Source organism: Brevundimonas sp. 'scallop' (assembly GCF_011045535.1).
Lineage (GTDB): Bacteria > Pseudomonadota > Alphaproteobacteria > Caulobacterales > Caulobacteraceae > Brevundimonas > Brevundimonas vesicularis.
The window spans coordinates 634,995-660,144 of the sequence record NZ_CP039382.1 but is presented as its reverse complement, the minus strand read 5'-3'; the positions used below and the strand labels follow the sequence as shown (position 1 = coordinate 660,144).

Here is a 25,150-nt window from a genome sequence, read left to right as displayed (position 1 = left end):
GCCCTCGGCTATGAAGCCGCCCATGAAACTCTTTCTCGATACCGCCGACGTCGCCGTCATCAAGGACATGGTCCCCACCGGAATGGTGGATGGCGTCACCACCAATCCGTCGCTGATCGCCAAGTCGGGTCGGAACATCGCCGAGGTCATCGCCGAAATCTGCGCCCTGGTCGAGGGGCCGATTTCCGCCGAGGCCGTCTCGCTCGATTTCGAGACAATGGTCAAGGAAGGCGACAAGCTGGCCGCCATCGCGCCGAACGTGGTGGTGAAACTGCCCCTGACCTGGGATGGCCTGCGCGCCTGCCGCGTCTTCACCGACAAGGGCATCAAGACCAACGTCACCCTGTGCTTCTCGGCCGCCCAGGCGCTGCTGGCCGCCAAGGCCGGCGCCACCTTCGTCTCGCCGTTCGTCGGACGTCTAGAAGACAACGGCGCCGACGGCATCGGCCTTCTGGAAGAAATCCGGGTCCTGTATGACGTGCACGGTTTCGAGACCCAGATCCTGGCCGCGTCCCTGCGCAATGTCGGCCATGTCGCCGCCGCCGCCGTCGCAGGATCGGACGCCGCCACCTTCGGCGCCGACACATTCAAGGCCTTGGTGAACCACCCGTTAACCGACAAGGGTCTTGATGCCTTCGTGGCGGACTGGGCCAAGACGGGTCAGTCTATTCTGTAGCATCGCGGTTCCCGGAGAGGTCTGTTTGAGCGGCTCATTGGACCTTTTCGAAACGTCGGAATCGGACGCAACGCCCCATATCGGCGACGGCTTGCATTGGCCCGACGTGCGCGGCTGGCTGCAGACCCATCCTCAGACCCTGCTGGACGACCGCTCCCTGCTGGAAGAGATCGGTCTGCGGCCGCACGGCCGCAATGTGGTCGAGTTCGGCGCCGCCGCCCTGACGCGGCTAGAGGCCGTGGTCGAGCGCGAGACCGGCGCCCGGCGCGAGATCGAACTGATCGCCCGCGCCAACTTCGCCGCCCAGACCCAGACCCACGTCGCGACCCTGGACCTGATGGAGGCCAAGAACCATTCCGACCTGGCCCGTCGACTGGATGCGGCGGCGCAGGGGCGGTTCGGCTTGGCCGGCGCCGCCATCGCTCTGGAAAAACCGGGCGGCGTGCCCTTCGGCTGGCGTGCCCTGGAAGAAGGCGATGTTGACAACCTGCTGGGCGAGCATGGCCTGACCTGGCTCGGCCCAATGATACAAGGACTGAATTTCTTCGGCGCGACCGAGGATCAGGTGCGGTCCATCGCCCTGGTCCGCATGGCCCCGCATCTGACGCCGGGCGGCCCGCCCCGCCCCTGCATCTGCGCCTTCGGCTCGCCCGAGCCCGAGGGCTTCACCCCCAACATGGGCTGCGAACTGGCCGCCTTCCTGGCGCGGGTGACGGAGCGGATGGCCGAGCGATGGCCGGTTCTCAACTGACCGCCTCCGACGCCCTGCGCGCTTGGCTTGACCACTTGGCGCACGAGCGTCGGCTGTCGCCGCGCACGCTGGAGGCCTATGGCCACATCGGGCGGCTCTATGTCGCCTTCCTCGAACGCCATCGCGGCGAGGCGCTGTCGCTCAGGGACATGGGCACGATCACCGCCGCCGAGGTCCGCGCCCACATGGCCGAGCGGCGCTCAGGCGATCACCCGCTGGCGGCCCGGTCGCTGAGCCAGAGCTTATCGGCCATTCGCGGTTTTCACGCCTTCCTCGACCGGCGGCTGGACACGCCCGCCCCGCAGTTGGCCCTGGTGCGCGGTCCCAAGGTCAAGCCGTCCCTGCCCCGGCCGGTGACCGAGGATCAGGCGCGCGCCCTGCTGGGCGAACCGGACGTCGATCCCGACGCCGAACCGTGGGAGGCCGCGCGTGACCGCGCCGTGCTGACCCTGCTGTACGGCTGCGGCCTGCGGATCTCCGAGGCCATGTCCCTGACCCGCGCCGATGCGCCGCTGGGCGAAACCCTGCGTATCGTCGGCAAGGGGTCCAAAACCCGGATCGCGCCGATCCTGCCCGCCGTCCGCACCGCAGTGGACGCCTATCTGGCTCTATTGCCCTTCCCGCTCCAGCCTGCCGACGCCCTGTTCCGCGCGCGCCGCGGCGGCCCGCTCAGCCCCCGTCACGTCCAGGCCTCGATCCAGCGGCTGCGCGGCCGGCTGGGCCTGCCCGAGCGCACCACGCCCCACGCCCTGCGCCACAGTTTCGCGACCCATCTGCTGAGCGCCGGCGCCGACCTGCGGTCGATCCAGGAACTGCTGGGCCACGCCAGCCTGTCGACGACCCAGAAATACACCGGCATCGACGCGGATCGCCTTTTGAACGCCTACGCGGCCGCCCATCCCCGCGCCTAGCGACGCGGCGCGGGCGGAGCCGGCGGCACGACGACATCGGGCTGCGCCGGCATCAGGTTTCGACCCAGCGCCCGTTGATCCGGCACGGCGTAGCTGATCGGCAGGGGGCAGTTGTTCTGATCGCGCCGGTCCAGCAGCAGATAGCGCCGGACCTGTCCGCCATCGAGCGATCGATCCAGCGACAGGCCTGGCTGCTGCTGGCTTTTGCGCTCAGCCTGCAGCAGAGGGTCGGAGCAACTCACCATCGCCTGGTCCACAACGGGTGCGACATGCACCATGGCCTGATCGACCACCGGCGCCGGATGGACGATGGCCGAACTATTGGACAGGGCCAGCATAAGCACGGTCAGCATCGCATCCTCCTGTGTCGGCTGGGACGATACGCCGACAACCCCGGATTGGCCAGACAGCGACGAACGTTTGGCGCGCAGGCGCGGCCGCTCTGAGACGCGACAGACAAGAATATGTCTCAGGCTCTTCGCCAAATGCGCGTAGCGTGCCCTGCCCTGGCGGAGGCCCAAGGAGGACAGGCGGGTGGGTGTCGAAGGATCGAGCGTGAAGACGTCGCGGCGCAAGACGCTGGGCCTGCTGGCGGCTGCGCCGTTCGTGTCCGCCCAGACCGCCGTCCCGGCAGACCCGCCCGATCAGGTCCAGCTGGTGCAAAATCTGCTGACGCGAATGGGCGTCGGCGTGCGTCTGAACGGAAGCGTCCAGCAGGTCTTCGTCATTGACACCGGCGCCGAGCGCAGCGCGGTTTCGGCCGAGTTGGCCCAGGCCTTGGCCCTGCCGCCCGGCCGCCCGGTCGTGGTGCACGGGATCACGGCGGCCGAGGTCACGCCGACCGTCGAACTGGCGCAGATCGAGATCGGACGCCGACGCTTCACCGATCTGACCCTGCCGGTCTTTCCACGCGACGCCCTGGGCGCTGGCGGCCTGTTGGGGCTGGACCTGCTGTCGCGCTTTCGCCTGACGCTGGACGTCAACGCCCGCCAGGTCGCCCTGTCGCCATCGGGTACGACCGGCATCGCTTTGACGACCAGCGCTGACGCCACGCGGCTTCGTCAGCAGGACGTGCTGGTTGCCGGTCGTCGCGGCCGATTTGGTCAGTTACTCCTGACCCGGATCAATGTCGCCGGCGTGGAGGTCGCCGCCTTCATCGACAGCGGCGCGCAATATTCGATCGGCAATCTGGTCCTGATGCAGGCGGTCGAGATGGGCCAGGCCCCCGCCTCATCCGAGCCCGTGCGCATGATCGGCATCGTCGGCGGCGCGGTGACGGCCCGCACCGGCACGACGCCCGCCCTGCATATCGCGGGACGATCGCTGGGACCGACCCCGCTGCTGTTCGCTGACCTGCATGTGTTTCAGGTCATGGACCTGATCGACAAACCGACCCTGCTGCTGGGCGCCGATATCCTGAGCCGGTTCAGCCGCATCACTCTGGATTACGGGCGCAGCCGCGTGGCCTTCGGCGGCGTGCTGCGCCGTCGTGCGCCCGGCTGATCAGATCGCCTTGATCGCTCCGCCGTCCAGTCGGATCAGCGAGCCGGTGACATAGGCCGCCAGCGGACTGGCCAGGAAGGCGGCGGTGGCGCCGAACTCCTCGGTCGTGCCGATCCGGCCGACCGGGATCGATTTGACGGATTCAGCTCGCGCCTCTTGCGGCGTCGTGCCGGTGCGCTCAGCGGTCGCCTGGTCCAGCCTTTCGATCCGCGGCGTATCGATCCGCCCCGGCAGCAGGGTGTTGACCGTCACCCCGTCTGGTCCGACCTCATTGGCCAGGGTCTTGGCCCAGGCCGCGACCGAGGCCCGCAGGGTGTTGGACACGCCCAGCGCCGCCGACGGCTCGACCACCGTGATCGAGGCGACGTTCAGGATGCGCCCCCAGCCGGCCACCCGCATGGCCGGCAGCACCCGGTCCGTCAGGCGGAAGATCGACAGCACCATCGACTCGAAATGATCGCGCCACACCGCCGGCTCAAGCCCCGACACGCCCGACGGCGGCGGCCCCCCGGTGTTGTTCAGCAGGATTTCGATCGGCCCGCCTAACAGATCCTCGGCCCGATCCACCGCCTTCAGCAGCGCCTCGTGATCCGCCAGGTCCGCCGCCGCCACGACCGCCCGACCCGGCCCGGTCGCGTTCAGCGCATCCGCCACGGCCTGAAGCTTGTCAGCATCGCGCGACAGCAGGGCTACATGCGCCCCCTCGGCGACCAGGGCCGTCGCCACGGCGCGACCCAGGCCGGATGAGCCGCCGCAGATCAGGGCGCGCTTGCCGTTTAGTTTTAGGTCCATGGTCGATCTCCGGCTCCGGTTTCCAGCTCCGCATATCGGACGCCGCTACGGCCGGCGCAACGCGGCGTTAACCGACGCGGCGCACCTTCGTATCCGAGCGGCCGCCAGCACCCGTTTGGACAGGCCGGGAAGGGCCCGCCCATGCCGACCAAGATGACCTCCAGCATCCGCCGCCACAGCGATCATTTCGAACCCCAGGACACCGATCCGCACGAGCAGCGTCGCCTGCGCGGCCAGCTGGAGCAGATCGACTACGCCGCCTACATCGCCAACAAGGAGGTGATCGGTCACGCCCTGAACGGCGTGGACGCCGCATCGCTGCAAAAGCTGGCGGTGATGACCGCCACGGCGCGCGCCAAATGGGTGGCGGAATCCCTGCGTCTGGCCCACTCCGGCTCGGCCGTCACGCCCGACCAGGTCGCCCGCCTGACCGCCGCCCGCACCGCCTTCGACGAACTGGCCGAAGCCTATGAGGCGCTGCGCCGCATCATCGAACGGGGCTACGTCGCCCTGAGGTGACCGCATCGCCGGGCGTGTCCGGAACCGGGCGCCCTCATCATCGTTCTGCGGCCATGAAAATCGCTCGCATCGCTTCCATCGCCCTGATCGCCGGCGCAGTCCTGACGCTGGGCGCCTGCGCCACCCTGCAACGCGGCCCCGTCGGCAACGCCGCCGTGCCTCAACCCGCAAAGCCGGTCGATCTGAACCGCTACGCCGGCCTGTGGTATGAGATCGGGCGCTACGAAAACGGCTTCGAGCGCGGCTGCGAAGGGGTGACCGCTCAATATACGGTGCGCGACGACGGCCTGGTCGGGGTGCTGAACACCTGCCGCCAAGGCGCGGTCGATGGTCCGGAAAAGACCTCCGAGGGCAAGGCGAAGATCGTCGAGGGTAGCGAAAACGCCAAGCTGAAGGTGTCCTTCTTCGGCCCCTTCTACGTCGGCGACTATTGGGTGCTGGACCACGCCGACGACTATTCCTGGTCCATCGTCGGCGAGCCGTCGGGCCGCTACCTCTGGCTGCTCAGCCGCACGGCGCAACCCTCGGCCCAGACCCGCGAAACCATCCAGAACCGCACCCGCGCCCTGGGCTACGACCTGACGCTGGTCCGGCCAACCCAACACTGATCGCCCGCCTCACGCCGCCCCGTCGCCACTTTCAAGGATCTTCCATGCGTATTGCAGCGCTCGCCGCCCTGTCGGCCTTTCTGGTGTCCGCAGGATCGGCCTCGGCCGAGACCATTTCGACCCACGTCCTGGATTTGGCGCGCGGCGTCGGCGGCCGCGATGTGCCCGTCACTTTGGCGATCAAGGACGGTGACGGCGGCTGGCGACAACTGGCGACCGTGCGCACCGACGAGAACGGTCGCGTCCGCTCGTTCGGCGATCAAGTCACGACCCAGGCGGCGACCTACAAGCTGACGTTCGACATGTCGCAATATGGCGAAAAGGACGCCCAGCCCTTCTTCCCCGAGATCGACGTGGTGTTCCAGGTCCGCGACCCCAGCATCCACTACCACGTCCCCGTCGTCGTCAGCCCCTACGGCTACAGCACCTACCGCGGCAACTGAGCAGGGGCCGGCCGATAGGCTTATATCTCGGGTCTTATCAGGCACGCCTGGTGGAGCCGAGGGGAGTCGAACCCCTGACCTCGTCATTGCGAACGACGCGCTCTACCAACTGAGCTACGGCCCCGTTTCCAGCGTGGGATCGGGTTTCACAGGCGTGGCGGACATAGAAGGCGGGCGGGCGTGGTGTCAACGGGCTTGTGCGCGCAAAGCGCGCAGGTCGGATACGGCCGTTGTCGGAGCAGGGGCGAACAGGCTAGAAGCGCCGATCCAAGCAGGAGTTACCGTTCATGGGCTATGCGCTCGTCTGGTTGATCAACACAATCATCAGTCTGATGATCTGGTTCATCATCGCCCAGGCCATTCTGAGCTGGTTGGTGGCGTTCGACGTCGTCAACTATCGCAACCGCTTCGTCTATTCGGTCGGGACCTTCCTGGACCGCGTCACCGCGCCCCTGCTGGAGCCGTTCCGCCGCATCATTCCGAACCTGGGCGGCATCGACATCTCGCCCATCGTGGTGATTCTGCTGCTGCAGTTCATCAGCGTGCTGTTCAACCGCACGGCGGCGCCAGCCCTGATCCAGTTGCTCGGCTGAGGCGACACGGCGGACGGAAATCTGATGCGAGAGGGTTGATCCGCTCTTGCGCCGCGCGCCTTCCTTTCTAAAGGTGCCCGCCCGACCACTTTCGACCACGGTTCATGACCACGATCACCACAGTCGCCATTCTGGGCGCCGGACAGATGGGCGCAGGCATCGCGCAGGCGGTCGCGCTCGGGGGCTATTCGGTTCGCCTTTATGACGTCGTCGCCGACCGGTTGCCGCTGGCGCAGGGCGAGATCGCGGCCAGCCTGGCGCGTCACGTCGGACGCGGCCTGGTCGATCAGGCCGCCGCCGATGCGGCCCTGACCCGCATCACGACAAGCGACGGAATGGCCGAGGCCGTCGCCGGCGCCGATCTGGTCATCGAAGCGGCGCTGGAAGACGAGGCCGTCAAGAAGGCCATCTATGCGCAGGTCGTGCCGCACCTGGGGCCGCAGACCCTGCTGGCGTCCAACACCTCTTCGATCTCGATCACCCGCCTGGCGTCTTCGACGGACCGGCCGGACCGGTTCGTCGGCCTGCACTTCATGAAGCCGGCGCCGGTGATGAAGCTGGTGGAGATCATTCGCGGCATCGCCACCTCGGCCGAGACCCATTCCGCCGCCGTCGCCTTCGCCGAAAGCCTGGGCAAGACCACCACGGACGCCGAGGATTTTCCCGCCTTCATCGTCAACCGCATCCTGGTGCCGATGATGAACGAGGCCATCTTCGCCCTGTACGAAGGGGTCGGCAATGTCGCCTCGATTGACAAGGCGCTGCGCTTGGGCGCCAATCATCCGATGGGCCCGCTGGAACTGGCGGACTTCATGGGTCTGGACGTCGTCCTGGCCATCATGAACGTGCTGTATGACGGGCTGGCCGACAGCAAGTACCGCCCTTGCCCCCTGCTGGTGAAATACGTCGAGGCCGGCTGGCTGGGCAGGAAGAGCGGACGCGGCTTCTATGACTATTCCGGCGCGGCGCCGGCGCCGACGCGATGAGTCGGTTCGAGAGCTATTCCGACCTACCCGGTCAGGCGACCATCGCCGCGCGGCCTGGGCGGACACCTCGGATTCTGGCCTGTTTGGCCGGCGCGGCCTGGCCACCCCTCTGGTTGACCCTGCCCTTCTGGCGGCCGCACGCCTATCTGCCGGGTCGCGACATGGATTGGCGGCTGGTGGTGATGCTGATCGGCCTGATCACCGTGCCGCTGGCGCTGTATCGCGTGCTGAACGAGCGCAAGCGCGACGGCCGGCCGGGCACGCGGCTGGGCGTCGTCTGGCGCTTCATGATGTACGGCGGCCTGGCGGCGGCCCTGGTCCAGATCGTCGTCGCCCTGGGCATGAGCGTGATGGGCTGGTTCGAGGCCGGCGATGTGATGCAGGCCCTGGGCGCGACCGAGACGACCCTGTTGATCTTCGGCGTCGGCGGCCTGCCCATCGCCATGATCGTGGGCGTCAGCTACGCTCTGTGGGCCGGGTTGTGCGCCGCCTTCATCGCCTTCGAGGCGCGGCCGGCGGTCAAGGATCGACTGGGCTTGATGCCCAAGGGCTGAGACGCAGGGTTGGCATTCGCGCCTGACGCCTGAGTTCGAGGATTGGGGGATCCGAGAATGACCATGGACGACACGGACAAGGATGCGGCGGAGATCCTGTCGCCCGTCGCGGCGACCTCGCGCATCGCCAGCCTAGACGTCATGCGGGGGCTGGCGGTGCTGGGCATCCTGGCCGTCAATGTCGTCTCGTTCGGCCTGCCGGTCATGGTCTATCAGGACGCCAGCCTCAGCCCGTTTCCGGTCACCGGCGCCAACGCCGTGGCGCGCTGGACGATGGACGTCTTCTTCCATCAGAAGTTCATCACCCTGTTTTCGATGCTGTTCGGGGCCTCGATCTATCTGGTCGGGGGCGAGCGGGGCGATGCGGCGCGTGGCAAACTGCTGCGACGCCGCCTGTTCTGGCTGGCCGTCATAGCCCTGATCCACGGCCTGGCCTTCTGGTATGGCGACGTGCTGCTGCTCTACGCCTGGTCGGGCCTGTTCGTAATGCTGATGCGGTCGATGCGGGCCGGGACGTTGATCGGGATCGGCCTGGGCGTGACCCTGTTGCTGGGCGCGATGCAGGCGGGTGCGACCTGGCTGATGGTCGCCGGGCCGCCGGCGATCACCGAGGCGATGAACCAGGGCGGGCCGCATTACACCGCCGCCATGGTGGCGGAGTCGATCGCCGCCTATCGCAGCGGCTGGACCGGGGCGATGGGCCAGAACCTGCAGAACTGGCTGCTGCTGCAGGGCGCCAGCCTGACGATGTTCGTCTTCTCGACCGTGGCCCTGATGATGCTGGGACTGGGCCTGTTCAAGGCCGGCGTGTTCAGCGGCCGGGCGCCCAACGGGGTTTATGTCGCGTTGATCGCTGTCGGCGGCGCCGTGCTGGCCCTGCTGGGCGTGCTGGAATGGCGCGAGGCCATGGCCCCGGCCGGAACCCACCCGACGCGCGGCTTGGCGGAGGTCGTCGCCTCCTTCCCCATCTTCGTCACCCTTGCCTATGTCAGCCTGATCGTGCTGGCGACGACGCGAGGGGCGGCCTGGATCACGGCGGCGCTGCGGCCGGTAGGTCAGATGGCCTTTACCAACTATCTGACCCAGACCCTGATCATGAGCACCCTCTTCTATATGCCATGGGGGCCGCGCCTGTTCGGACGGGCCGACTATGTGCAGATGTGGGGCCTGGTCGTGGCGGTCTGGGCGCTGCAACTGATCTGGTCGCCGCTGTGGTTGTCGCGGTTCAGCATGGGGCCGCTGGAGTGGGTTTGGCGCTGTCTGACCTACGGCCGTCGCGTGCCGATTTCAAAAGGCGGCTGACGGCGCTTTTATCGCAGGCGCGAAACGATTAACTGAGGGCCATGGCCGCCCCGGATACTCCCGCCGAAACCTTCAAGCGCGCGCTGGGTCATGCCGCGCGGGCGCTGGCCGAACAGCCCGATCTGGAGGTGGTGTTCGGGTCCGACGGGCCCAAACTGTCGAACGGCGTCCTGACCCTGCCCCATCCGCCCCGCGATCCGTCCGGGCCCGAGAGCGCGTCCTTGCGCGGCCAGGCCGACCGGCTGGCGCTGCGTCTGGCCAATCACGATGCGGCGGTGAACAGCCGGATGCGGCCAGCGGACGCCAAGGCGGCTGAGGTGTTCGATGCGGTCGAACAGGCGCGCGTTGAGGCCTTCGGTTCTGAACATCTTGCCGGAGTGCACGACAATCTGGGCGCCGCCCTGATCACGCGATTGGAAAAGACCGGCGCCCTGCGGATCAGCGACGCCGACCGCGTGCCCGTGTCCGAGGCCGTGGCCCTGCTGGTGCGCGAGCGGCTGACCGGGCGCCCCGCCCCCGACGGCGCCCGGGCCATGCTGGATCTGGTGCGCGCCAACATCGAGGCCAAGGCGGGCGCCAAGCTGGACGCCCTGGCCGGAACGGCGGGCGATCAGGAAGGCTTTGCACTGAAGATGCGCGAGGTGCTGCGCGCGCTGGACCTCGATCCCGGCGACGGGCGCGGCGAAGATACGTCCGAAGATCCCGGCGACGAGGAGCCCGATCCTCAGGACCCTGCGGCCGACGACGATCAGGACGAGGAGGGAGAGCAGGACGGCGGCGAAGGCTCCCAATCGATGGAGGGCGACGCCGACGATCAGTCTTCCGAGCAAGAGCGCGAAAGTCGCCCCGAAGGCGCGCCCGCCGATCCCGACGGCGAAGGCGCCGACGATGGCCCGGAACTTCAGGAAGGCCAGCAGCCGAACCGTCAGCAGACGGCCGACGACGGTCGCGCGGTCGATTTCTACCGCGTCTTCATCACGGCCTTCGACGAGGTGGTGGACGCCGCCGACCTGTGCGACCCCGTCGAGCTGGATCGGCTGCGCGCCCTGCTGGACGGCCAGCTGGCCATCCTGTCCAGCGTCGTGTCGCGCCTGGCCAACAAGCTGCAACGCCGCCTGCTGGCGCAGCAGAACCGCTCCTGGGTCTTTGATCTCGAAGAGGGTATGCTGGACACGGCGCGCCTGACCCGGATCGTCACCGACCCGACCGCCCCCCTGTCGTTCAAGGCCGAGAGCGAAAGCCCGTTCCGCGATACGGTCGTGACCCTGCTGCTGGACAACTCCGGCTCGATGCGCGGGCGGCCGATCATGGTGGCGGCGGTCTGCGCCGACATACTTGCGCGAACGCTGGAACGCTGCGGCGTGAAGGTCGAGATCCTGGGCTTCACCACCCGCGCCTGGAAGGGCGGACAGAGCCGCGAGGCCTGGATCACGGCCGGAAAACCGCAAAACCCCGGCCGCCTGAACGACCTGCGCCACATCATCTACAAGGCCGCCGACGCGCCTTGGCGCCGGGCCAAGAAGAACCTGGGCCTGATGATGCGCGAAGGTCTGCTGAAGGAGAATATCGACGGCGAAGCCCTGCAATGGGCGCACAATCGCCTGCTGGCCCGCACCGAGCAGCGCCGCATCCTGATGGTCATTTCCGACGGTTCGCCGGTCGACGATTCGACCCAGTCGGCCAATGCGGCCCTCTATCTGGACAAGCACCTGCGCCAGGTCATTGCCGAGATCGAGGATCGCTCGCCGGTTGAACTGCTGGCCATCGGCATCGGCCATGACGTGACCCGCTGGTATCGCAAGGCCCTGACCATCGTGGATGTGGAACAACTGGCGGGCGCCATGACCGAGAAGCTGGCCGAACTTTTCGAGAACGAGGGCGCGGCCGGTCCCACCCGTCGCACCAAGCGAAAGCTGGTGGCATGAGCCGTTTCGGCCGGCTGGCCAGTGTCTGGATCGCCCTGTCGCTGTCGGCCTGCGCCGCCTCGCTGGGCGCGCCGCGTCCCTATCCGTTGTCATCGGACGGCTGGACGCCCCAGGTCGCGGAACTGCGAAGCGTCAGCCTAGGCCTGCCCGGCGGCACGCAGCTGGCTGACGGCGTGACGTTCGCCGGCGGCCTGCAGATCAGCGCCGCGCCGACCTCGCCGCTGCACAGCCTGTCGGACCTGAAGCTGACCGGCGACGGCGGTTTCGTCACGGTGTCAGACACCGGTGATCTGGTGCGCGGCGACATTCGCCTAGACGCCCGGGGGCGGCTGGTCGGGCTGGATCATTTCCGCTCGCGTCGGCTGACCCTTCAGGACGGCGCCGCGATTTCCGACAAGTCGGACGGCGACGCCGAGGGCCTGGCCATCACCCCCTCCGGCGATCTGCTGGTCAGTTTCGAGCGGCGTCACCGGATCTGGAACTACGGTCCCCTGTCGGCGCTGAAGACCCATCCGACGCCGGTGCGGTCGCCCGACTTCGCCTTCACGGAGAACGACGGGATGGAGGGGTTGGCCGTTGCACCCGGCGGCTGGCGCGTCTCTGGCGAGGCGGGCGGCATCTGGGACTGCACGGCGGCAAGATGCACGGTCGTCAGCGCGCCACCTGCAAACCCCATCCCCGACAGCGAATACCGCATCACCGGCCTGGATCGCGATCCGTCCGGCGCCGGATGGGTCGTGGTCCAGCGCCTGTACCGGGCGCCCATCGACATGCGCGCGCGCGTGCGCCGCATGGCCCCCGACGGAACGCTGGGGCCGGTGTTGATCGAGCTGAAACTGCCCGGCACGACCGACAATTTCGAGGGTATCGCCGCAGAGATGCGAAACGGCGGGACCCGCCTCTACATCCTCTCCGACGACAACTTCAATCCGGCCCAGCGCACCCTGATGCTGGCCTTCGACCTCCGCTAGGCAGTCAGGCCGCGCCGGCCCACTGCGTCGGTTGCGAGGTCGATTCATCGGCTTGCAGGGCGCGCACGAAATCATCGCGCCAGATGCCGACATCGGTCGCGCGAACCACATCCATCAAGGCCTCCCATTTTCGGATCCGCTCGGCCAGCGGCATGGTCAGCGCCTTCTGGATGGCGTCCGACAGCTCTTCGCGACTGTAGGGATTGACCAGCAGCGCCTCGCCCATCTGTTCGGCCGCCCCGGCAAAGCGCGACAGGATCAGCACGCCGGGATCGTCCGGATTCTGGGCGCAGACATATTCCTTGGCCACCAGATTCATACCGTCGCGCAACGGCGTCACCAGCCCCACCCGCGCCGCGCGGTAGATGCCCGCCAGTTGATCCCGGCGATAGGTGCGGTTCAGATAACGGATCGGCTGCCAGTCCATGTCGGCGAAGGCGCCGTTGATCCGTCCCGCCAGGGCGTCCAGCCGCGAACGAATGTCCTGATAGCTGTCCACGTCGTCGCGCGAGATGGGCGTGACCTGCAACAGGAAGACCTCGCCCCGCATCGAGGCGTTGTCGTGCAGGAACTGTTCGTAACCCAGCAGCCGCTCTTCCAGCCCCTTGGAATAGTCCAGCCGGTCCACCCCCACGATCATCGACCGGAAGGCCGACGACGCCGCCATCCGGTCATAGGTTCGCGCCCCAAGCGCGGAGTTTCGCGCCGCCAGGAACCCGTCCACATCGATGCCGATGGGGAAGACGCCGGTCTGGACCTTGCGACCGAAACACTCCAGCCCGCCGGTCCCGTCCAACTCGCCCTGAGCCTCGGACACCACATAGTCGGTGAACAGATCGCTCCATTCCTGGGTATGGAAACCGATCAGGTCGAAGTCGAACATCGATTCCACCAGCCGCCGGTGATGCGGCAGGGTCACCAGCAACTGCCGCGCCGGCCATGGCGTGTGAAGGAAGAAGCCGATCCGGTTGCGCACGCCCAGGCGGCGCAGATCCCGCGCCATCGGGATCATGTGATAATCGTGGATCCAGATCATGTCGTTGGGCTGGATCAACGGCGCCAGCGCCTCGGCGAAACGCCGGTTCACCCGCTCATAGCCCTCGCCGTAGGACCGCTCATATTGGGCCAGGTCGATGCGGTGGTGGAACAGCGGCCACAACGTCTTGTTGGCGTAGCCGTTGTAGTACTCGTCGACGTCCTGCCCCTCCAGGTCAACCAGCCCTACGGTGACGCCGGCCCGGTCCTCGATCTTCACCTCGCCGGTGTAGTGATCCACCCGCTCGCCCGACCAACCGAACCACAGGCCGTCGTATTTTCTAAGTGCGGCGGACAGGGCCATCGCCAAGCCGCCGGCGGACCCGGCGGCGGGGTCGGTCGGGGCCGAAACCCGGTTCGAAACAACGATCAGGCGGCTCATGACTTCACTTCACACGGCGACCCCAGCCCCGGGGTCCAGACATTAACGCACATCGGTCCAGGAACGGCTCAACAGCACGGCGCAATTGATGATGCCGACCAGGGAATAGGTCTGCGGATAGTTGCCCCACAGCTCGCCATCGTCGATCGAGATGTCCTCGCTCAACAGCCCTGCGGCCGTTCGCCGGCTCAGCATTTCCTGGAAGATGGTGCGCGCTTCCTCGATGCGGCCGTTCTGATGCAGCGCCTCGATGAACCAGAAGGTGCAGAAGTTGAAGGCGGTCTCCGGCTCGCCGAAGTCGTCCGGCTCCACATAGCGGAATAGGTGGCTGCCCTTCTTCAGGTCGCGCTCGATGGCGTCGAAGGTGGCGACCTGACGCGGATCGTGCGCCTCTAGGAAGCCCAGATCGGTCATCTGCAGCAGGGAGGCGTCCAACTCGCGGCCGCCGAAGCTGGCGGCGAATCGACCCTCATCAGGCAGATAGGCCTCGGCTTCGATCCGCTGACGGATGATCTGCGCCCGCTCACGCCAGAAGGCGGCACGATCCGGCAGGTTCAGATGTTCGGCCGCCTTGGCCAAACGGTCGCAGGCGGCCCAGCACATGACGGATGAATAGGTGTGGACCCGCGCAATGGTGCGGAACTCCCACAGGCCCGCGTCGGTCTGATCGTGCATGGCGAAGGCGCGCTCGCCGATCGCCTCCAGCGCGTGGAAATCCTCCAGCGTACCCGGACGCAGGAGCCGTGCGTCATAGAAGGCCTGAACCAGAGGCAGCACGATCTGTCCGTAGACGTCGTGTTGCAGATGTTCGTGCGCCTGATTGCCGATCCGTACCGGCTTCATGCCGCGGTAGCCCTCGACGCTGTCGATGATGCTCTCGCCGATTCCAGGCTCCAGACCCACGCCATAGACCGGCTGGACATGACCGCCGGCGGAATCGTCGACCAGATTCCTCAGATAGACGAGGTAGTTTTCGAGGATGTCGACCGCACCCAACCGGTTCAGCGCCCGCACCGTGTAATAGGCGTCGCGGATCCAGCAGTAGCGATAGTCCCAGTTGCGCCCGCTCTCCTTGAACTCGGGCACCGACGTCGTCATGGCGGCGACGATGGCGCCGGTCTCTTCATAGGCGCACAGCTTCAGCGTGATCGCCGCGCGGATCACAGCTTCCTGATAGTCGAGCGGCAGATAGAGTTTGCGCACCCAGTCCTGCCAATAAGCGACCGTGCGATCGAGCGCGCCCTGCACGCCGTGGCCGACATCCTGGTCGTAGCCCTCGTCCGGGCCCAGGAAGAAGGCGTGCGACCGCTCCAGCCGGAATACGCGCTCCTCCAGCACATGCGACACGGGACAATCGGTCGTCAGGCGGAAGGTGACGTCGGCGCACATATAGCGGATGTGGTTGGATCCGGAGGTGTGCGGCGCCGGGCGCGCGCCCCAGTCTGTCGAGGGCCGCAACCGCACACGGATGCGCGGCGTCCCCGACAGCGGCCGCACGATGCGGGCGAAAGCCAGCGGCCGATAGGTGCGCGAATGTTTCGGATGACGCGGGGCGAAGTCGATGATCTCGGCTGACGATCCGTCATCGGCCGTCATGACCGTGCGCAAAACCGGCGTGTTGCGGACATAGGTCTGATCGATCGACTTCACGTCCTCCATCTCGATGGCCCAGAAGCCGTGCTCGGGCGCCATGCCATCCATCAGGGCGGAAAAGACCGGGTCGCCGTCCACGCGCGGCGCGCAGGCCCAGACGAAACGCCCCTGGCGGTCGATCAGGCCGCTGACGCCGCAATTGCCGATGGGAAACAGATCCAGATTGGGCTTCATCGGTTCAGGCCTTCGCTACGGCTTCAAGCCAGGTGAGCACAGCATCCACATCGTCCAGTCGGTAACGGGCCGCTGTTTCGCGCTCGGGGCCGACCAGCACGCCGTATCCGCCCAGCGCCGCCGCAGCCTCGAACCCGTATTCATCGGTCAGATCGTCGCCCAGCATGACCGGGACCGCCCCCTTGAACGGCGCCTCTTGCATAAAGGCCGTGACGGCCGTGCCCTTGTCGGCGCCAGGCGTCTTCAGCTCCAGCACCATATGACCGGGTTGGAGCGTCAGTCCCGTTTCGGCCTGAAGCTCGGCCGCCAGCCCCTTGGCGGCGCCGGCTTCATCCGGCGCCTGACGATAGTGCAGACCGACGGAGACGCCTTTGTCCTCGACGATCACGCCGGGGCGATCGGCGGCGAATTCCTCGAACGCATCCAGCGCCTGGGCGACGCCGGCGTCGGGCGTCTTGCGTTCAATTGAGCCGTCCTTCAGACGCCGCTCCAGGCCATGCACGCCCGAGCCCGAGACAAGGGCATGATCGGAAATGCGGTCGATCTCGGCGATGGTGCGGCCGCTGACGATGGCGACGCGGCCCGCAAGTCGCGCCTCGACAGCCTTCAGCGCCGCCGTACGACGGGCGGTCGGCACCACCGCATCGGGGGTCGGCGCCATCGGGGCCAACACGCCGTCCATGTCCAGGAACAGCGCGATCCCGTCGGCGACCACAGGCGGTGTCAGGAGCAATAGCGAAGCGGCTCCGGCATGAGACGGCATTGACGATCAAACTCTTTGTTTTAGTTCCCCGGTCGATGTAACGCGCCAGAGCGGCAAAGGTTGACCAGAAACCGACAAAGTCGTCTGAAAGGGAGGCGGCGCGCGAAACGCACTCATGGCGGATCGCGCTCGTCAAAGAAGGAGAGCCCGGCTGCGGGCCAGAACACTATGACCGAGATCGCTCACTCGACCCCCGACGACATCGCCGTGATGACCGACCGCGCCCGTGAGGTCGTGCGCCTGAACATCGAAGCGCTGGAGGCGCTGGAACGCTCGATCGACGTGTCGATGGCGCGCGCGGTCGATGTCATCATGAGCCGGCCGGGTTATGTCGTCGTCACCGGCATGGGCAAGTCGGGCCATATCGGCGGCAAGATCGCCGCCACACTGGCCTCGACCGGCACCAACGCCTTCTTCGTTCACCCCGCCGAGATGAGCCACGGCGACTTGGGTATGCTGCGTCCCGACGTGACGGTGCTGGCCATCTCCAACTCGGGCGAGAGCCGCGAACTGCGTGATCCGCTGATCTATTGCCAACGCAACGGCATTCCGGTGATCGCCATCACGCAGCGGCCCGCCAGCTTCCTGGGTCGAAACGCGGCGGTCTGCCTAACCATGCCGAAGGTGGCCGAGGCCTGCCCCAACGGCTTGGCGCCCACCACCTCGACCCTTATGACCCTGGCCTTGGGCGATGCCTTGGCCATGGTGCTGATGGATCGTCGCGAGTTCACGGCCATGGACTTCGGCCTGCACCACCCCGGCGGCGCCCTGGGCATGAGCCTACAAAGCGTGCGCGAATGGATGGGCGACAACGCCGCCGTCCCGGCCAGCGTGCCGTTGAACGCCAGCTTTGGCGACGTGGTCTCCGCGATCACCGAAGGCCGAAAGGGCGCCGTGGCCGTCCTGGACGCCGATGGCGCTCTCACGGGCATCGTCACCGACGGCGACCTGCGCCGAGCCTTCCAGCGCGACACCACCCATCTTACGGCGGCCGATATCATGGGCGCCAATCCCATCACCGTGGATCCGGATGCGCGGATGAGCGACGTCGTCGATCTGTTGACAGCCAACAAGATCGCCAATCTGTTCGTGGTCGAGGACGGCAAACCAACGGCCATCGTCCATATCGCCGAACTGATGCAGGCCGGCTACGTCGCCTAGTATGCGCATTCTCTACGACGCCAGCCGGCTGATGAGCCGGGCCGAACGGTCGGCGCCCACGGGCGTGGACCGGGTGTGTCTGGCCTATGCCGAATGGCTGCTGGCCTCGCCTGATGTCACGACCATCCCAGTGCGTGGCCGCAAGAACCGGCTGGTCGCCGTCGAGATCGGCTGGTTCCGGCGGTTCGTGGCCGACCTGCGCGCCAAATGGAACGGCGCCGCCAGCACGGCGGCCGATCTGGCGCACGAACAGCGGCTACTCGCCGCCCTCACGACGGACCGACGGCCGACCGCCTCGGTGCTGTGCCCGGCGCCCGCGCCCGAGAAGGAAAAGCCTGCCGACAAGACGCGGGTGTTCAAACAGTTCTTCCGTTCGCGCCACGTCGCCCCGCTGCCGCAGGCCGACCTGTATCTGACCGTCGGCCACACCACCCTGCACGAGCCGACGGCGCTCGAAGATCTGAAGGCCGCGGGGATCGAACGCGTCGTGCTGCTGCACGATCTGATCCCCGTCACCCATCCTGAGTTCTGCCGGCCCGGCGACGGCGACAAACATCATGCGCGGGTCTCAAACACCCTGCGTCTGGCCAGCAGGATCATCGTCAACTCCGCCTACACTGGCGACGAACTTCGCGCCTTCGCCGAGCGCGAGGGCCTGCCGCTGCCGCCGGTCCACGTCGCCCACCTCGGGTTAGAGCCGGCCTTCGTCGCAGGGGACGCCTTTGCGGTGCCACGCCCCTATTTCGTCCACGTCGGCACGATCGAGGCGCGCAAGAATTTGGCCTTGCTTTTGACCCTCTGGCGGCGCCTCGAAGAACGGATGGGCGATCAGACGCCGTCCCTGGTGCTGGTCGGTCGCTACGGCTGGGAGAACGAGGCGGTGCTGGATCATCTGCAGCGCTCGCCCAATCTGCAAGGGGTCGTTCACCAGGCGGCGAATCTCTCCGATGCTGTCTTGGCCAGGCTGATGCGCGGGGCCCGCGCCATACTCGCCCCCTCGTCCGTCGAAGGCTTCGACCTTCCCGCCGTAGAGGCCTGCGCCATGGGTCTGTCGCTGATCGCCTCCGACATTCCGCCCCACCGCGAGTTGACGCCGAACGCCGAACTGATCGATCCGCTTGACGGCCTAGGTTGGCTGGCCGCCATCGAGCGCGCGACCAAGGCGGCGCCGATACCCTCGCCCTCCTACAGGGCGCCGTCCTGGACCGAGCATTTCCGCAGCATCGCTGACGCCATCGGGCTTCAAACCGTTTCGCCACTGGCGAGCGCGCCCAAAGGCTTGTAATCAATCCGCGAACGAGGGCTTTCCAGCTTCATGACGCGCACCATCCTGCCGCTTGCTATTGTCGCCATTCTCGGCGGCTGCTCCACCCTACCTAGAGACGGACCCTCGGGCGCTTCGGTCAACGCCGGGGCCACCACCGCTTCGGCGTTGGGCAGCTACGCGCTGGTGCCGCTGACGTTCGAAGCCACCGAACGTATGAAGCAGATCCCGCCGCAGTTCTTCGGCAGCCTCGCGGCAGGATCGAGCGATCAGCCCGCAGACGTGATCGGCGAGGGCGACACCCTGGCGATCTCGATCTTCGATCCGTCCGGCTCGCTGTTCGGAGGAACCCTAGGCGCCGGCTCGGCGTCGGGCCGAAACGCCGCCACCATGTCCGGCGGCAATCAGGCGCTGCCCGGTGCGACGGTCGATCGGTCAGGCTCAGTGACCATACCCTTCGGCGGTCAGGTTCGTGTTCAGGGCCTCACATCCACCCAAGCGGCGGCGGCGATCCGGCGCGCCCTGGTTGGCAAAGTCGCAAATCCGCAGGTGCTGGTGTCCATCGCCGGCAACGCTTCCAACACGGTCAACGTGCTGGGCGACGTGCGCCAGCCGGGTCGCGCGCCCTTGGGCGTCAACAGCGACCGCATTCTGGACGTGATCGCCGCAGCCGGCGGCTCGGCCCGCACCACCGACGACCTGACCATCTCGATCCAGCGCGAGGGCCGCACCTACACCGCGCCCCTGTCGGCGGTGACAACCGAGTTCGGCGAGAACGTGCGTCTGCAGCGCGGCGACGTGGTCAATGTTCAGTACAAGCCCCGTCGTTTCTCGACCTTCGGCGGCCTGAACGCCGTGGCCCAGGTCGATATGCCGGCCGGTCCCGTGACCCTGACCGGCGCCCTGTCCAAGGTCGGCGGCCTGAACACCAATACGGCCAATGCGCGTCGCGTTCTGATCTTCCGCTTTGAACGTCCCGAGGTGGCCCAGGCGCTGGGGATCAATCAGCCGGCCACCCCGCGCGGCGTGCCGGTCGTCTATGAGCTGGATTTCAGCGACGCCGCCAATGTCTTCGCCGCCACCAACATGGAGGTCATGCCCGAGGACGTGATCTATGTGCCCCTGGCCGGCGCCGCGGAGATGCGCAAGTTCTTCGAGGTCGTTCAGAGCCTGACCCGCGTCGTCTATGACGTGTCGGTGACCAGCACGCTCAACAACAACTGACGTCATGGCCAGACGGCGGGCGCTGCTTTCGGGACTGTTTTCACGCAAGTCACCGGCTGCGCCCGTCGACGACACGATCGACGCGTTCGAGCGGCCGACCGAGCTTGAGCCGGAAGAACCCGACGCCTTGAGCCTGGCCTTGGCTGAAATCGAGGCCGGGGCGCTGGAGATCTATGCGCAGGCCGGCCTTCCCACCCAGCCGGGCCACTATCGTCGCGATCCCGAGACGACGGACTGGATTTTCATAGCCCGCCGAATCGAGCCGTCCGAGCGCTTCGCCCTGGCCTTGCGCTATCCGCCCGAACACGGCTGGCGCTTCGCCCGCCTCGAGGATTTGGGGGCGCGGTCGGACCGCGAGGATGTGCAGGCCGCTGCGCGTCTGATGGCCGATGTCTCGACCTTGCGGGCGTCTCGGCGCGGCGTGTTGACCCACGATCATCTCTTGACCGCCATGGAACTGGGCGCCGCCTGGCGCGCCCTGCGCGATGCACAGCCTTTTCGCACATCCCGTCTCACCCTGTCCGTGCCAGAGCCCGCACGTCCCAGGGCGCTCAAGGGCGACAAGCCGCCAAGGCCGCGCTAGAGAGCCGGCCTCCCCGAACTGCAGGCTCCTCCTATGTCCGACGCCCCCGAATATCCGCCCGAAGATCAGCCCGTCGGTCGCATCATCGCCATGCCCGCCGACACCAATCCCGAGGGCGACATCTTCGGCGGCTGGCTGCTGGCCCAGATGGACCTTGCGGGCGCGACCCCGGCGTTCGAACTGGCCTGCGGGCGCTGCGCCACCGTGGCGCTGGACGGCATGGTCTTTCACCAGCCCGTCTCGGTCGGCGACGAGGTCAGCATCTACGCTCACGTCATCGGCTCGGGCCGCACCTCCATCCGCGTCCAGGTCGAGGCGTGGAAACGCGCGCGGGGCCAGCCTCAGGCCGCGTCGGTACGCGTGACCCAAGGCGTCTTCACCTATGTCGCCATCGACGAGCACCGCAAACCTCGTCCTCTGCCCGGCAAGGCGTAAAGCCCGGCAAGAGGCGCAAATCTTGACCTTGCGCCGGGGCGGGCCTACGTCCCGGCCATGGCCATTCGACGCATACTCACCATCGACAACGCCGCCGACCTGGCGATCCTGAAGCAGATATCCAAGCCCGTCGCGGCCGTGGACGACGCCGTCCGCGCCCTGATGGATGACATGCTGGAGTCGATGTATGACGCGCCGGGCATCGGCCTGGCCGCCGTGCAGATCGGCGCTCTGGACCGGGTGATCGTCATGGACCTGGGCGACAAGGACGGCGTGGTCTGCGAGACCGAGGAAGAGGCGGCCGAGAACGCCGAGGCGCGCAAGAACCCGCGTTTCTTCGCCAACCCGGAAATCCTGTGGACCTCGGACGAGCTCTACACCTACGAAGAGGGCTGCCTGTCGATCCCCGAGTATTTCGACAAGGTGGAACGCCCGGCCCGCGTCCGCATTCGCTATCTGAACCGTGACGGTCAGTCGGTGGAGGAAGAGGCCGAGGGTCTCTACGCCGTCTGCATTCAGCACGAGATGGACCACCTTAACGGCGTGCTCTTCATCGACCATCTGTCGCGTCTCAAGCGGGACCGCGCCGTGACCAAGGTCAAGAAGGCCGCCCGCGACAGGATCGCCGCCTGATGACCAAGATCGTCCGCCCCGAACGTATCGAACGCGCCGCACGTCGTATCGCGCCGTCCATCCCGCGCGGCCGATCGCTGATCATCGACTCCTCGGGCCGTCGTCGCCTGACGCGCAGCCAGAAGGTCGGCGTCGCCGGTGTCGCGACGCTGGCCGGTGTGGCCTTGCTGGGCGTCGTGGCGGGTCTGCTGCTGGATCGCCTGCTCGACTTCGACGACGCCTTGGATGCGGGCGGCGAATGGGACGAGGGCGGCGGCGTCTTCACCCGCTGGCAGTAAACCTCTAAAGGCGTGCCCATGCGCCTTGCCTTCATGGGAACTCCCGACTTCGCCGTGCCGTCCCTGGCCGAGCTGATCGCCTCGGGTCACGAAATCGTCGCCGTCTATTCGCAGCCGCCACGCCCCAAGGGCCGGGGCCAGAAGCTGACGCCGTCGCCCGTCCACGCCTTCGCCGAGACCATGGGCCTGCCCGTCTTCACGCCCGAAAGCCTGAAGGATGCCGAGGCGATCGACACCTTCAGAAGTCTGGATCTCGATGCGGCCTGCGTCGTCGCCTATGGCCAGATCCTGAAGACCGAGGTGCTGGAAGCGCCACGCCTGGGCTGTCTGAACCTGCATGGCTCCCTGCTGCCGCGCTGGCGCGGGGCTGCCCCGATCCAGCGCGCCATCATGGCCGGCGACAAACAGACTGGCGTCCAGATCATGCAGATGAGCCTGGGTCTGGACGAAGGCCCAATCCTGCTCAGCGAACTGATGGACATTCTGCCCGACGACACGGCCGCCAGCCTGTCCGAACGGATGGCCCATGTCGGCGCGGGCCTGTGGCCCCGCGCGCTGGCCGCCATCGACCGGGGCGGGGTCACGCCGTCCGAGCAGGTCGGAGAGCCGACCTATGCCAAGAAGATCACCCCGGCCGAGGCCCGGATCGACTGGACCCGCCCGGCCGCCGAGGTGGACGCCCACATCCGCGGCCTGTCGCCCTTCCCCGGCGCCTGGTTCGAGGCGCCGTCCGACACCGGGCCGGTGCGCGTGAAGGCCCTGCTGTCGGCCCTGGCGGACGGTTCGGGGGCGCCGGGCGAGACTCTGGACGACGCCCTGACCGTGGCGTGCGGGACCGGCGCTGTGCGTCTGATCCGAGTCCAGCGCGAAGGCAAGGCGGCGCAGTCGGCCGACGAGATGCTGCGCGGTTTTGCGTTGCCGACCGGGACCGTGCTCGGCTGATGCCGCGCTACAAGCTGACGATCGAATACGACGGCACGGCCTATAACGGCTTCCAGGCCCAGGCGGACCAGCCGACGGTCCAGGGCGCGGTCGAGGCCGCGATCTTTGCCTTCTCCGACGAGCGGATCCGGATCGCTGCGGCGGGCCGCACCGACACCGGCGTCCACGCCACGGCCCAGGTCATCCATGCCGATCTGGAGCGCGACTGGCCGGTGGACACCGTCCTGAACGCCATCAACGCCCATCTGATCAAGCAGGACGTCTGCGTCCTGGCGGCCGAATATGCGCCCGATCCCGACTGGCACGCCCGGTTCTCGGCCACCGGCCGGGGCTATCTGTACCGGATCCTGAACCGCCGCCCCCAGCCGGTGCTGGAGCGCGACCGGGTCTGGCACGTCAAGAAGACCCTTGACGCCGAGGCCATGCACCAGGCGGCCCAGGTCCTGGTCGGTCATCACGACTTCACCACCTTCCGCGATATGGCCTGCCAGTCCAGGTCGCCGGTCAAGACCCTGGACGTGGCCCGCGTGTCCCGCTTCGGCGAGGAGGTGCATCTGGTGTTCCAGGCCCGCAGCTTCCTGCACCGCCAGGTCCGCTCCATGGCCGGAACCCTGGTCGAGGTGGGCCTGGGCCGCTGGAGCGCCCACGACGTCAAGGCGGCGCTGGAGGCGAGGGACCGCGCCCGGTGCGGCCCCGTCGCCCCCTCGGCGGGGCTCTATCTCAGCGGCGTGTGCTACGACTGAACCCCGCCTGCCGGCCGGTCAGCCGCGCTGCTGAACCAGAACCTCGGCGATCTGCACCGCATTCAGGGCCGCGCCCTTCCTCAGATTGTCGTTGGAGACGAACAGGGCCAGGCCGTGCTCGACCGTCGGATCGGGACGCACCCGGCCGACGAAGACCGGATCCTGGCCTGCGGCCTCCAGCGGATTCGGCACGGCGGTGACGATCACGCCCGGCGCCCGGCCCAGCAGGTCCAGCGCCTGGGCTGCGGACAGCGGTCGTTCGAACTCGACATTGATCGACAGGGAGTGGCCGGTGAAGACCGGCACCCGCACGCAGGTGCCCGACACCGGCAGGCCGGGGATATCCAGGATCTTGCGGCTCTCGTCGCGCAGCTTCAGTTCCTCGTCGGTATAGCCGTCCTCGCCCAGCGTGTAGTTCAGGGCCACGACGTTCGCGGCGATCGGCACGACCCACTTTTCGGGCGCGCCGAAGTCCACGGCCCCGCCGTCGCGGGCCAGGGCCGCGCCCTGCCCCACGGCCGCACGCGACTGATCCTCCAGCACACGGATCCCCTCGACCCCGCCGCCCGACACCGCCTGATAGGTCGAGACCGTCAGCCGCTTCAGGCCCGCCGCGTCATGCAGGGGCTTCAGCACCGGCATGGCGGCCATGGTGGTGCAGTTGGGGTTGGCGATGATCCCCTTGGGCAGGTGGGCCAGGGCGTGGGGGTTCACCTCGGCGACCACCAGCGGCACATCGGGGTCGCTGCGCCAGGCCGAGGAGTTGTCGATCACCAGCGCCCCGGCCGCCGCCACCTTGGGCGCCAGGGCCTTGGACGTCTCGCCCCCCGCCGAGAAGAAGACGATGTCCAGACCGGCATAATCCGCCGTCGCCGCATCTTCGACCACGATGTCGTTGTCACCGAAGGGGATGGTCTTGCCCGCCGACCGGGCCGAGGCGAACAGTCGCAGCGAGGCCAGCGGGAAGTTCCGCTCGGCCAGCAGGCCGCGCATCATCTCGCCGACGAGGCCGGTGGCGCCGACAATGCCGACATGAGGCGGATTGGACGGGGAAAAGGACATGTAGGCGTCTCCAGGAAAGATGGAGGCGCGGGGTTCAGCCGGTTCGACTGCCCCGCGCATCGGCGGGGCTTGGGATCGGGTTTGACGCTAGACCGTGCGCGCACCCGAAACCGCCCCGCCGAAGCCGGTGGTTTTCAGGGTCATCGCTTTGGTCAGGCGCTGCGTCACGGCGACGCTCTCTAAGGGTGAGAACCGGTCGTGTAAACGGCCGATCTCGAAAAAATCGACGGCGCAAGCCTGATCGCGGGCTTGCGTGCGCAACAAAGCCGTCGATTTCACTTCCG

At 67.4% G+C, this 25,150-nt stretch carries 29 protein-coding genes and 1 tRNA gene; 22 read left to right on the top strand and 8 right to left on the bottom strand.

Annotated elements, in window-relative coordinates; all coding sequences use genetic code 11:
• Positions 1–22: 22 nt before the first annotated feature.
• Genes fsa through E4341_RS03210 form a run of 3 tightly spaced genes read left to right on the top strand, consistent with a single transcriptional unit; the run spans position 23 to position 2,338 of the window.
• A complete protein-coding gene (gene fsa, locus E4341_RS03220) occupies positions 23–676 on the top strand; it encodes a fructose-6-phosphate aldolase (protein ID WP_026108568.1) in 654 nt (217 codons plus the stop codon).
• Positions 677–713: 37 nt separating this feature from the next.
• A complete protein-coding gene (locus tag E4341_RS03215) occupies positions 714–1,427 on the top strand; it encodes a DUF484 family protein (protein ID WP_165115120.1) in 714 nt (237 codons plus the stop codon).
• Entirely contained in the window at positions 1,409–2,338 is a 930-nt protein-coding gene (locus tag E4341_RS03210; protein ID WP_165115119.1) for a tyrosine recombinase XerC, read from the top strand. Before E4341_RS03215 ends, E4341_RS03210 begins: the two co-directional genes overlap by 19 nt.
• Here E4341_RS03210 and E4341_RS03205 read toward each other — a convergent pair.
• Complete coding sequence (locus E4341_RS03205; protein ID WP_165115117.1) at positions 2,335–2,691, bottom strand: hypothetical protein; 357 nt, start codon at positions 2,689–2,691, stop codon at positions 2,335–2,337. The two genes, E4341_RS03210 and E4341_RS03205, sit on opposite strands and share 4 nt — an antisense overlap.
• 202 nt (positions 2,692–2,893) lie before the next feature.
• Here E4341_RS03205 and E4341_RS03200 point away from each other — a divergent pair, with 202 nt between their 5' ends.
• Positions 2,894–3,841 carry a retroviral-like aspartic protease family protein gene (locus E4341_RS03200; RefSeq protein WP_165115115.1) on the top strand — a complete coding sequence of 316 codons (948 nt, stop codon included), beginning with the start codon at positions 2,894–2,896 and terminating at the stop codon, positions 3,839–3,841.
• Here the strand turns inward: E4341_RS03200 and E4341_RS03195 are convergent, their stop codons facing one another.
• A complete protein-coding gene (locus E4341_RS03195; RefSeq protein WP_165115113.1) occupies positions 3,842–4,633 on the bottom strand; it encodes an SDR family oxidoreductase in 792 nt (263 codons plus the stop codon). It lies immediately after the preceding gene.
• 141 nt (positions 4,634–4,774) lie between these two features.
• Here E4341_RS03195 and E4341_RS03190 point away from each other — a divergent pair, with 141 nt between their 5' ends.
• From E4341_RS03190 to uraH, 3 genes are read left to right on the top strand one after another with little or no spacing between them, the layout of a single operon-like run.
• On the top strand, positions 4,775–5,152 hold the full coding sequence (locus tag E4341_RS03190) for a hypothetical protein (RefSeq protein ID WP_161639964.1): 378 nt from the start codon (positions 4,775–4,777) through the stop codon (positions 5,150–5,152).
• 53 nt (positions 5,153–5,205) lie between these two features.
• A complete protein-coding gene (locus tag E4341_RS03185) occupies positions 5,206–5,760 on the top strand; it encodes a lipocalin family protein (RefSeq protein ID WP_165115111.1) in 555 nt (184 codons plus the stop codon).
• Between the two features lie 44 nt (positions 5,761–5,804).
• Positions 5,805–6,203 (top strand): hydroxyisourate hydrolase, encoded by a 399-nt coding sequence (gene uraH, locus E4341_RS03180; protein ID WP_165115109.1) that lies wholly within the window; start codon positions 5,805–5,807, stop codon positions 6,201–6,203.
• 48 nt (positions 6,204–6,251) lie between these two features.
• On the opposite strand, the gene E4341_RS03175 is transcribed toward uraH, so the two are convergent.
• Positions 6,252–6,327 (bottom strand) — tRNA-Ala (locus E4341_RS03175).
• A 163-nt stretch (positions 6,328–6,490) separates the two neighbouring features.
• Between E4341_RS03175 and E4341_RS03170 the strand changes: the two genes are divergently transcribed.
• The 6 genes from E4341_RS03170 to E4341_RS03145 all read left to right on the top strand — a co-directional run bounded on the left by E4341_RS03170 (position 6,491) and on the right by E4341_RS03145 (position 12,534).
• The gene (locus E4341_RS03170) at positions 6,491–6,796 is read left to right on the top strand and encodes a YggT family protein (protein ID WP_017504977.1); all 306 of its coding nucleotides are present in this window, start codon (positions 6,491–6,493) and stop codon (positions 6,794–6,796) included.
• 104 nt (positions 6,797–6,900) lie between these two features.
• Positions 6,901–7,782 (top strand): 3-hydroxybutyryl-CoA dehydrogenase, encoded by an 882-nt coding sequence (locus E4341_RS03165; protein ID WP_165115107.1) that lies wholly within the window; start codon positions 6,901–6,903, stop codon positions 7,780–7,782.
• Positions 7,779–8,336: a phthalate transporter gene (locus E4341_RS03160; RefSeq protein WP_137720670.1), complete on the top strand. Its 558-nt coding sequence runs from the start codon at positions 7,779–7,781 to the stop codon at positions 8,334–8,336. Before E4341_RS03165 ends, E4341_RS03160 begins: the two co-directional genes overlap by 4 nt.
• A gap of 57 nt (positions 8,337–8,393) precedes the next feature.
• Complete coding sequence (locus tag E4341_RS03155; RefSeq protein WP_165115105.1) at positions 8,394–9,638, top strand: DUF418 domain-containing protein; 1,245 nt, start codon at positions 8,394–8,396, stop codon at positions 9,636–9,638.
• Between the two features lie 41 nt (positions 9,639–9,679).
• Complete coding sequence (gene cobT, locus E4341_RS03150) at positions 9,680–11,563, top strand: cobaltochelatase subunit CobT (RefSeq protein WP_165115103.1); 1,884 nt, start codon at positions 9,680–9,682, stop codon at positions 11,561–11,563.
• Positions 11,560–12,534, top strand: a complete 975-nt coding sequence (locus tag E4341_RS03145; protein ID WP_165115101.1) for an esterase-like activity of phytase family protein — start codon at positions 11,560–11,562, stop codon at positions 12,532–12,534. The genes cobT and E4341_RS03145 overlap by 4 nt, the downstream gene beginning before the upstream one ends.
• A gap of 4 nt (positions 12,535–12,538) precedes the next feature.
• On the opposite strand, the gene E4341_RS03140 is transcribed toward E4341_RS03145, so the two are convergent.
• The 3 genes from E4341_RS03140 to otsB are packed head-to-tail and all read right to left on the bottom strand — an operon-like array spanning position 12,539 to position 16,511.
• Positions 12,539–13,951 (bottom strand): trehalose-6-phosphate synthase, encoded by a 1,413-nt coding sequence (locus tag E4341_RS03140; protein WP_165115099.1) that lies wholly within the window; start codon positions 13,949–13,951, stop codon positions 12,539–12,541.
• A gap of 42 nt (positions 13,952–13,993) precedes the next feature.
• A complete protein-coding gene (locus E4341_RS03135) occupies positions 13,994–15,778 on the bottom strand; it encodes a glycoside hydrolase family 15 protein (RefSeq protein WP_165115097.1) in 1,785 nt (594 codons plus the stop codon).
• A gap of 4 nt (positions 15,779–15,782) precedes the next feature.
• Positions 15,783–16,511, bottom strand: coding sequence for a trehalose-phosphatase (otsB, locus tag E4341_RS03130; protein WP_165115095.1), 729 nt, complete (start codon positions 16,509–16,511; stop codon positions 15,783–15,785).
• Between the two features lie 198 nt (positions 16,512–16,709).
• Between otsB and E4341_RS03125 the strand changes: the two genes are divergently transcribed.
• Genes E4341_RS03125 through truA form a run of 9 tightly spaced genes read left to right on the top strand, consistent with a single transcriptional unit; the run spans position 16,710 to position 23,804 of the window.
• Entirely contained in the window at positions 16,710–17,702 is a 993-nt protein-coding gene (locus tag E4341_RS03125) for an SIS domain-containing protein (RefSeq protein ID WP_165115086.1), read from the top strand.
• Position 17,703: 1 nt separating this feature from the next.
• A complete protein-coding gene (locus tag E4341_RS03120; RefSeq protein WP_165115084.1) occupies positions 17,704–18,987 on the top strand; it encodes a glycosyltransferase family 1 protein in 1,284 nt (427 codons plus the stop codon).
• Positions 18,988–19,017: 30 nt separating this feature from the next.
• Positions 19,018–20,190, top strand: a complete 1,173-nt coding sequence (locus E4341_RS03115) for a polysaccharide biosynthesis/export family protein (RefSeq protein ID WP_165115082.1) — start codon at positions 19,018–19,020, stop codon at positions 20,188–20,190.
• A 4-nt stretch (positions 20,191–20,194) separates the two neighbouring features.
• Positions 20,195–20,773 carry a hypothetical protein gene (locus E4341_RS03110; protein ID WP_165115080.1) on the top strand — a complete coding sequence of 193 codons (579 nt, stop codon included), beginning with the start codon at positions 20,195–20,197 and terminating at the stop codon, positions 20,771–20,773.
• A 33-nt stretch (positions 20,774–20,806) separates the two neighbouring features.
• On the top strand, positions 20,807–21,208 hold the full coding sequence (locus E4341_RS03105) for an acyl-CoA thioesterase (protein WP_161639946.1): 402 nt from the start codon (positions 20,807–20,809) through the stop codon (positions 21,206–21,208).
• A 57-nt stretch (positions 21,209–21,265) separates the two neighbouring features.
• A complete protein-coding gene (gene def, locus E4341_RS03100; RefSeq protein ID WP_165115078.1) occupies positions 21,266–21,841 on the top strand; it encodes a peptide deformylase in 576 nt (191 codons plus the stop codon).
• Complete coding sequence (locus E4341_RS03095) at positions 21,841–22,119, top strand: hypothetical protein (RefSeq protein WP_082854149.1); 279 nt, start codon at positions 21,841–21,843, stop codon at positions 22,117–22,119. The genes def and E4341_RS03095 overlap by 1 nt, the downstream gene beginning before the upstream one ends.
• Before the next feature lie 18 nt (positions 22,120–22,137).
• Positions 22,138–23,061 (top strand): methionyl-tRNA formyltransferase, encoded by a 924-nt coding sequence (gene fmt, locus E4341_RS03090; RefSeq protein WP_165115076.1) that lies wholly within the window; start codon positions 22,138–22,140, stop codon positions 23,059–23,061.
• On the top strand, positions 23,061–23,804 hold the full coding sequence (truA, locus tag E4341_RS03085; protein WP_165115074.1) for a tRNA pseudouridine(38-40) synthase TruA: 744 nt from the start codon (positions 23,061–23,063) through the stop codon (positions 23,802–23,804). Before fmt ends, truA begins: the two co-directional genes overlap by 1 nt.
• Positions 23,805–23,822: 18 nt before the next feature.
• Here the strand turns inward: truA and E4341_RS03080 are convergent, their stop codons facing one another.
• Together E4341_RS03080 and E4341_RS03075 are read right to left on the bottom strand one after the other, a co-directional pair.
• Positions 23,823–24,866 (bottom strand): aspartate-semialdehyde dehydrogenase, encoded by a 1,044-nt coding sequence (locus E4341_RS03080; protein WP_165115072.1) that lies wholly within the window; start codon positions 24,864–24,866, stop codon positions 23,823–23,825.
• A gap of 87 nt (positions 24,867–24,953) precedes the next feature.
• The gene (locus E4341_RS03075; protein ID WP_165115062.1) at positions 24,954–25,145 is read right to left on the bottom strand and encodes a hypothetical protein; all 192 of its coding nucleotides are present in this window, start codon (positions 25,143–25,145) and stop codon (positions 24,954–24,956) included.
• Positions 25,146–25,150: the final 5 nt, after the last annotated feature.

Excerpts from the sequence above, each read along its gene's own strand:
- fsa (WP_026108568.1), top strand. The coding sequence starts at position 23 with ATGAAACTCTTTCTCGATACCGCCGACGTCGCCGTCATCAAGGACATG.
- E4341_RS03210 (WP_165115119.1), top strand. The coding sequence starts at position 1,409 with ATGGCCGGTTCTCAACTGACCGCCTCCGACGCCCTGCGCGCTTGGCTT.
- E4341_RS03205 (WP_165115117.1), bottom strand. The coding sequence starts at position 2,691 with ATGCTGACCGTGCTTATGCTGGCCCTGTCCAATAGTTCGGCCATCGTC.
- E4341_RS03195 (WP_165115113.1), bottom strand. The coding sequence starts at position 4,633 with ATGGACCTAAAACTAAACGGCAAGCGCGCCCTGATCTGCGGCGGCTCA.
- E4341_RS03190 (WP_161639964.1), top strand. The coding sequence starts at position 4,775 with ATGCCGACCAAGATGACCTCCAGCATCCGCCGCCACAGCGATCATTTC.
- E4341_RS03185 (WP_165115111.1), top strand. The coding sequence starts at position 5,206 with ATGAAAATCGCTCGCATCGCTTCCATCGCCCTGATCGCCGGCGCAGTC.
- uraH (WP_165115109.1), top strand. The coding sequence starts at position 5,805 with ATGCGTATTGCAGCGCTCGCCGCCCTGTCGGCCTTTCTGGTGTCCGCA.
- E4341_RS03170 (WP_017504977.1), top strand. The coding sequence starts at position 6,491 with ATGGGCTATGCGCTCGTCTGGTTGATCAACACAATCATCAGTCTGATG.
- E4341_RS03165 (WP_165115107.1), top strand. The coding sequence starts at position 6,901 with ATGACCACGATCACCACAGTCGCCATTCTGGGCGCCGGACAGATGGGC.
- E4341_RS03160 (WP_137720670.1), top strand. The coding sequence starts at position 7,779 with ATGAGTCGGTTCGAGAGCTATTCCGACCTACCCGGTCAGGCGACCATC.
- E4341_RS03155 (WP_165115105.1), top strand. The coding sequence starts at position 8,394 with ATGACCATGGACGACACGGACAAGGATGCGGCGGAGATCCTGTCGCCC.
- cobT (WP_165115103.1), top strand. The coding sequence starts at position 9,680 with ATGGCCGCCCCGGATACTCCCGCCGAAACCTTCAAGCGCGCGCTGGGT.
- E4341_RS03145 (WP_165115101.1), top strand. The coding sequence starts at position 11,560 with ATGAGCCGTTTCGGCCGGCTGGCCAGTGTCTGGATCGCCCTGTCGCTG.
- E4341_RS03140 (WP_165115099.1), bottom strand. The coding sequence starts at position 13,951 with ATGAGCCGCCTGATCGTTGTTTCGAACCGGGTTTCGGCCCCGACCGAC.
- E4341_RS03135 (WP_165115097.1), bottom strand. The coding sequence starts at position 15,778 with ATGAAGCCCAATCTGGATCTGTTTCCCATCGGCAATTGCGGCGTCAGC.
- E4341_RS03125 (WP_165115086.1), top strand. The coding sequence starts at position 16,710 with ATGACCGAGATCGCTCACTCGACCCCCGACGACATCGCCGTGATGACC.
- E4341_RS03120 (WP_165115084.1), top strand. The coding sequence starts at position 17,704 with ATGCGCATTCTCTACGACGCCAGCCGGCTGATGAGCCGGGCCGAACGG.
- E4341_RS03115 (WP_165115082.1), top strand. The coding sequence starts at position 19,018 with ATGACGCGCACCATCCTGCCGCTTGCTATTGTCGCCATTCTCGGCGGC.
- E4341_RS03110 (WP_165115080.1), top strand. The coding sequence starts at position 20,195 with ATGGCCAGACGGCGGGCGCTGCTTTCGGGACTGTTTTCACGCAAGTCA.
- E4341_RS03105 (WP_161639946.1), top strand. The coding sequence starts at position 20,807 with ATGTCCGACGCCCCCGAATATCCGCCCGAAGATCAGCCCGTCGGTCGC.
- def (WP_165115078.1), top strand. The coding sequence starts at position 21,266 with ATGGCCATTCGACGCATACTCACCATCGACAACGCCGCCGACCTGGCG.
- E4341_RS03095 (WP_082854149.1), top strand. The coding sequence starts at position 21,841 with ATGACCAAGATCGTCCGCCCCGAACGTATCGAACGCGCCGCACGTCGT.
- fmt (WP_165115076.1), top strand. The coding sequence starts at position 22,138 with ATGCGCCTTGCCTTCATGGGAACTCCCGACTTCGCCGTGCCGTCCCTG.
- truA (WP_165115074.1), top strand. The coding sequence starts at position 23,061 with ATGCCGCGCTACAAGCTGACGATCGAATACGACGGCACGGCCTATAAC.
- E4341_RS03080 (WP_165115072.1), bottom strand. The coding sequence starts at position 24,866 with ATGTCCTTTTCCCCGTCCAATCCGCCTCATGTCGGCATTGTCGGCGCC.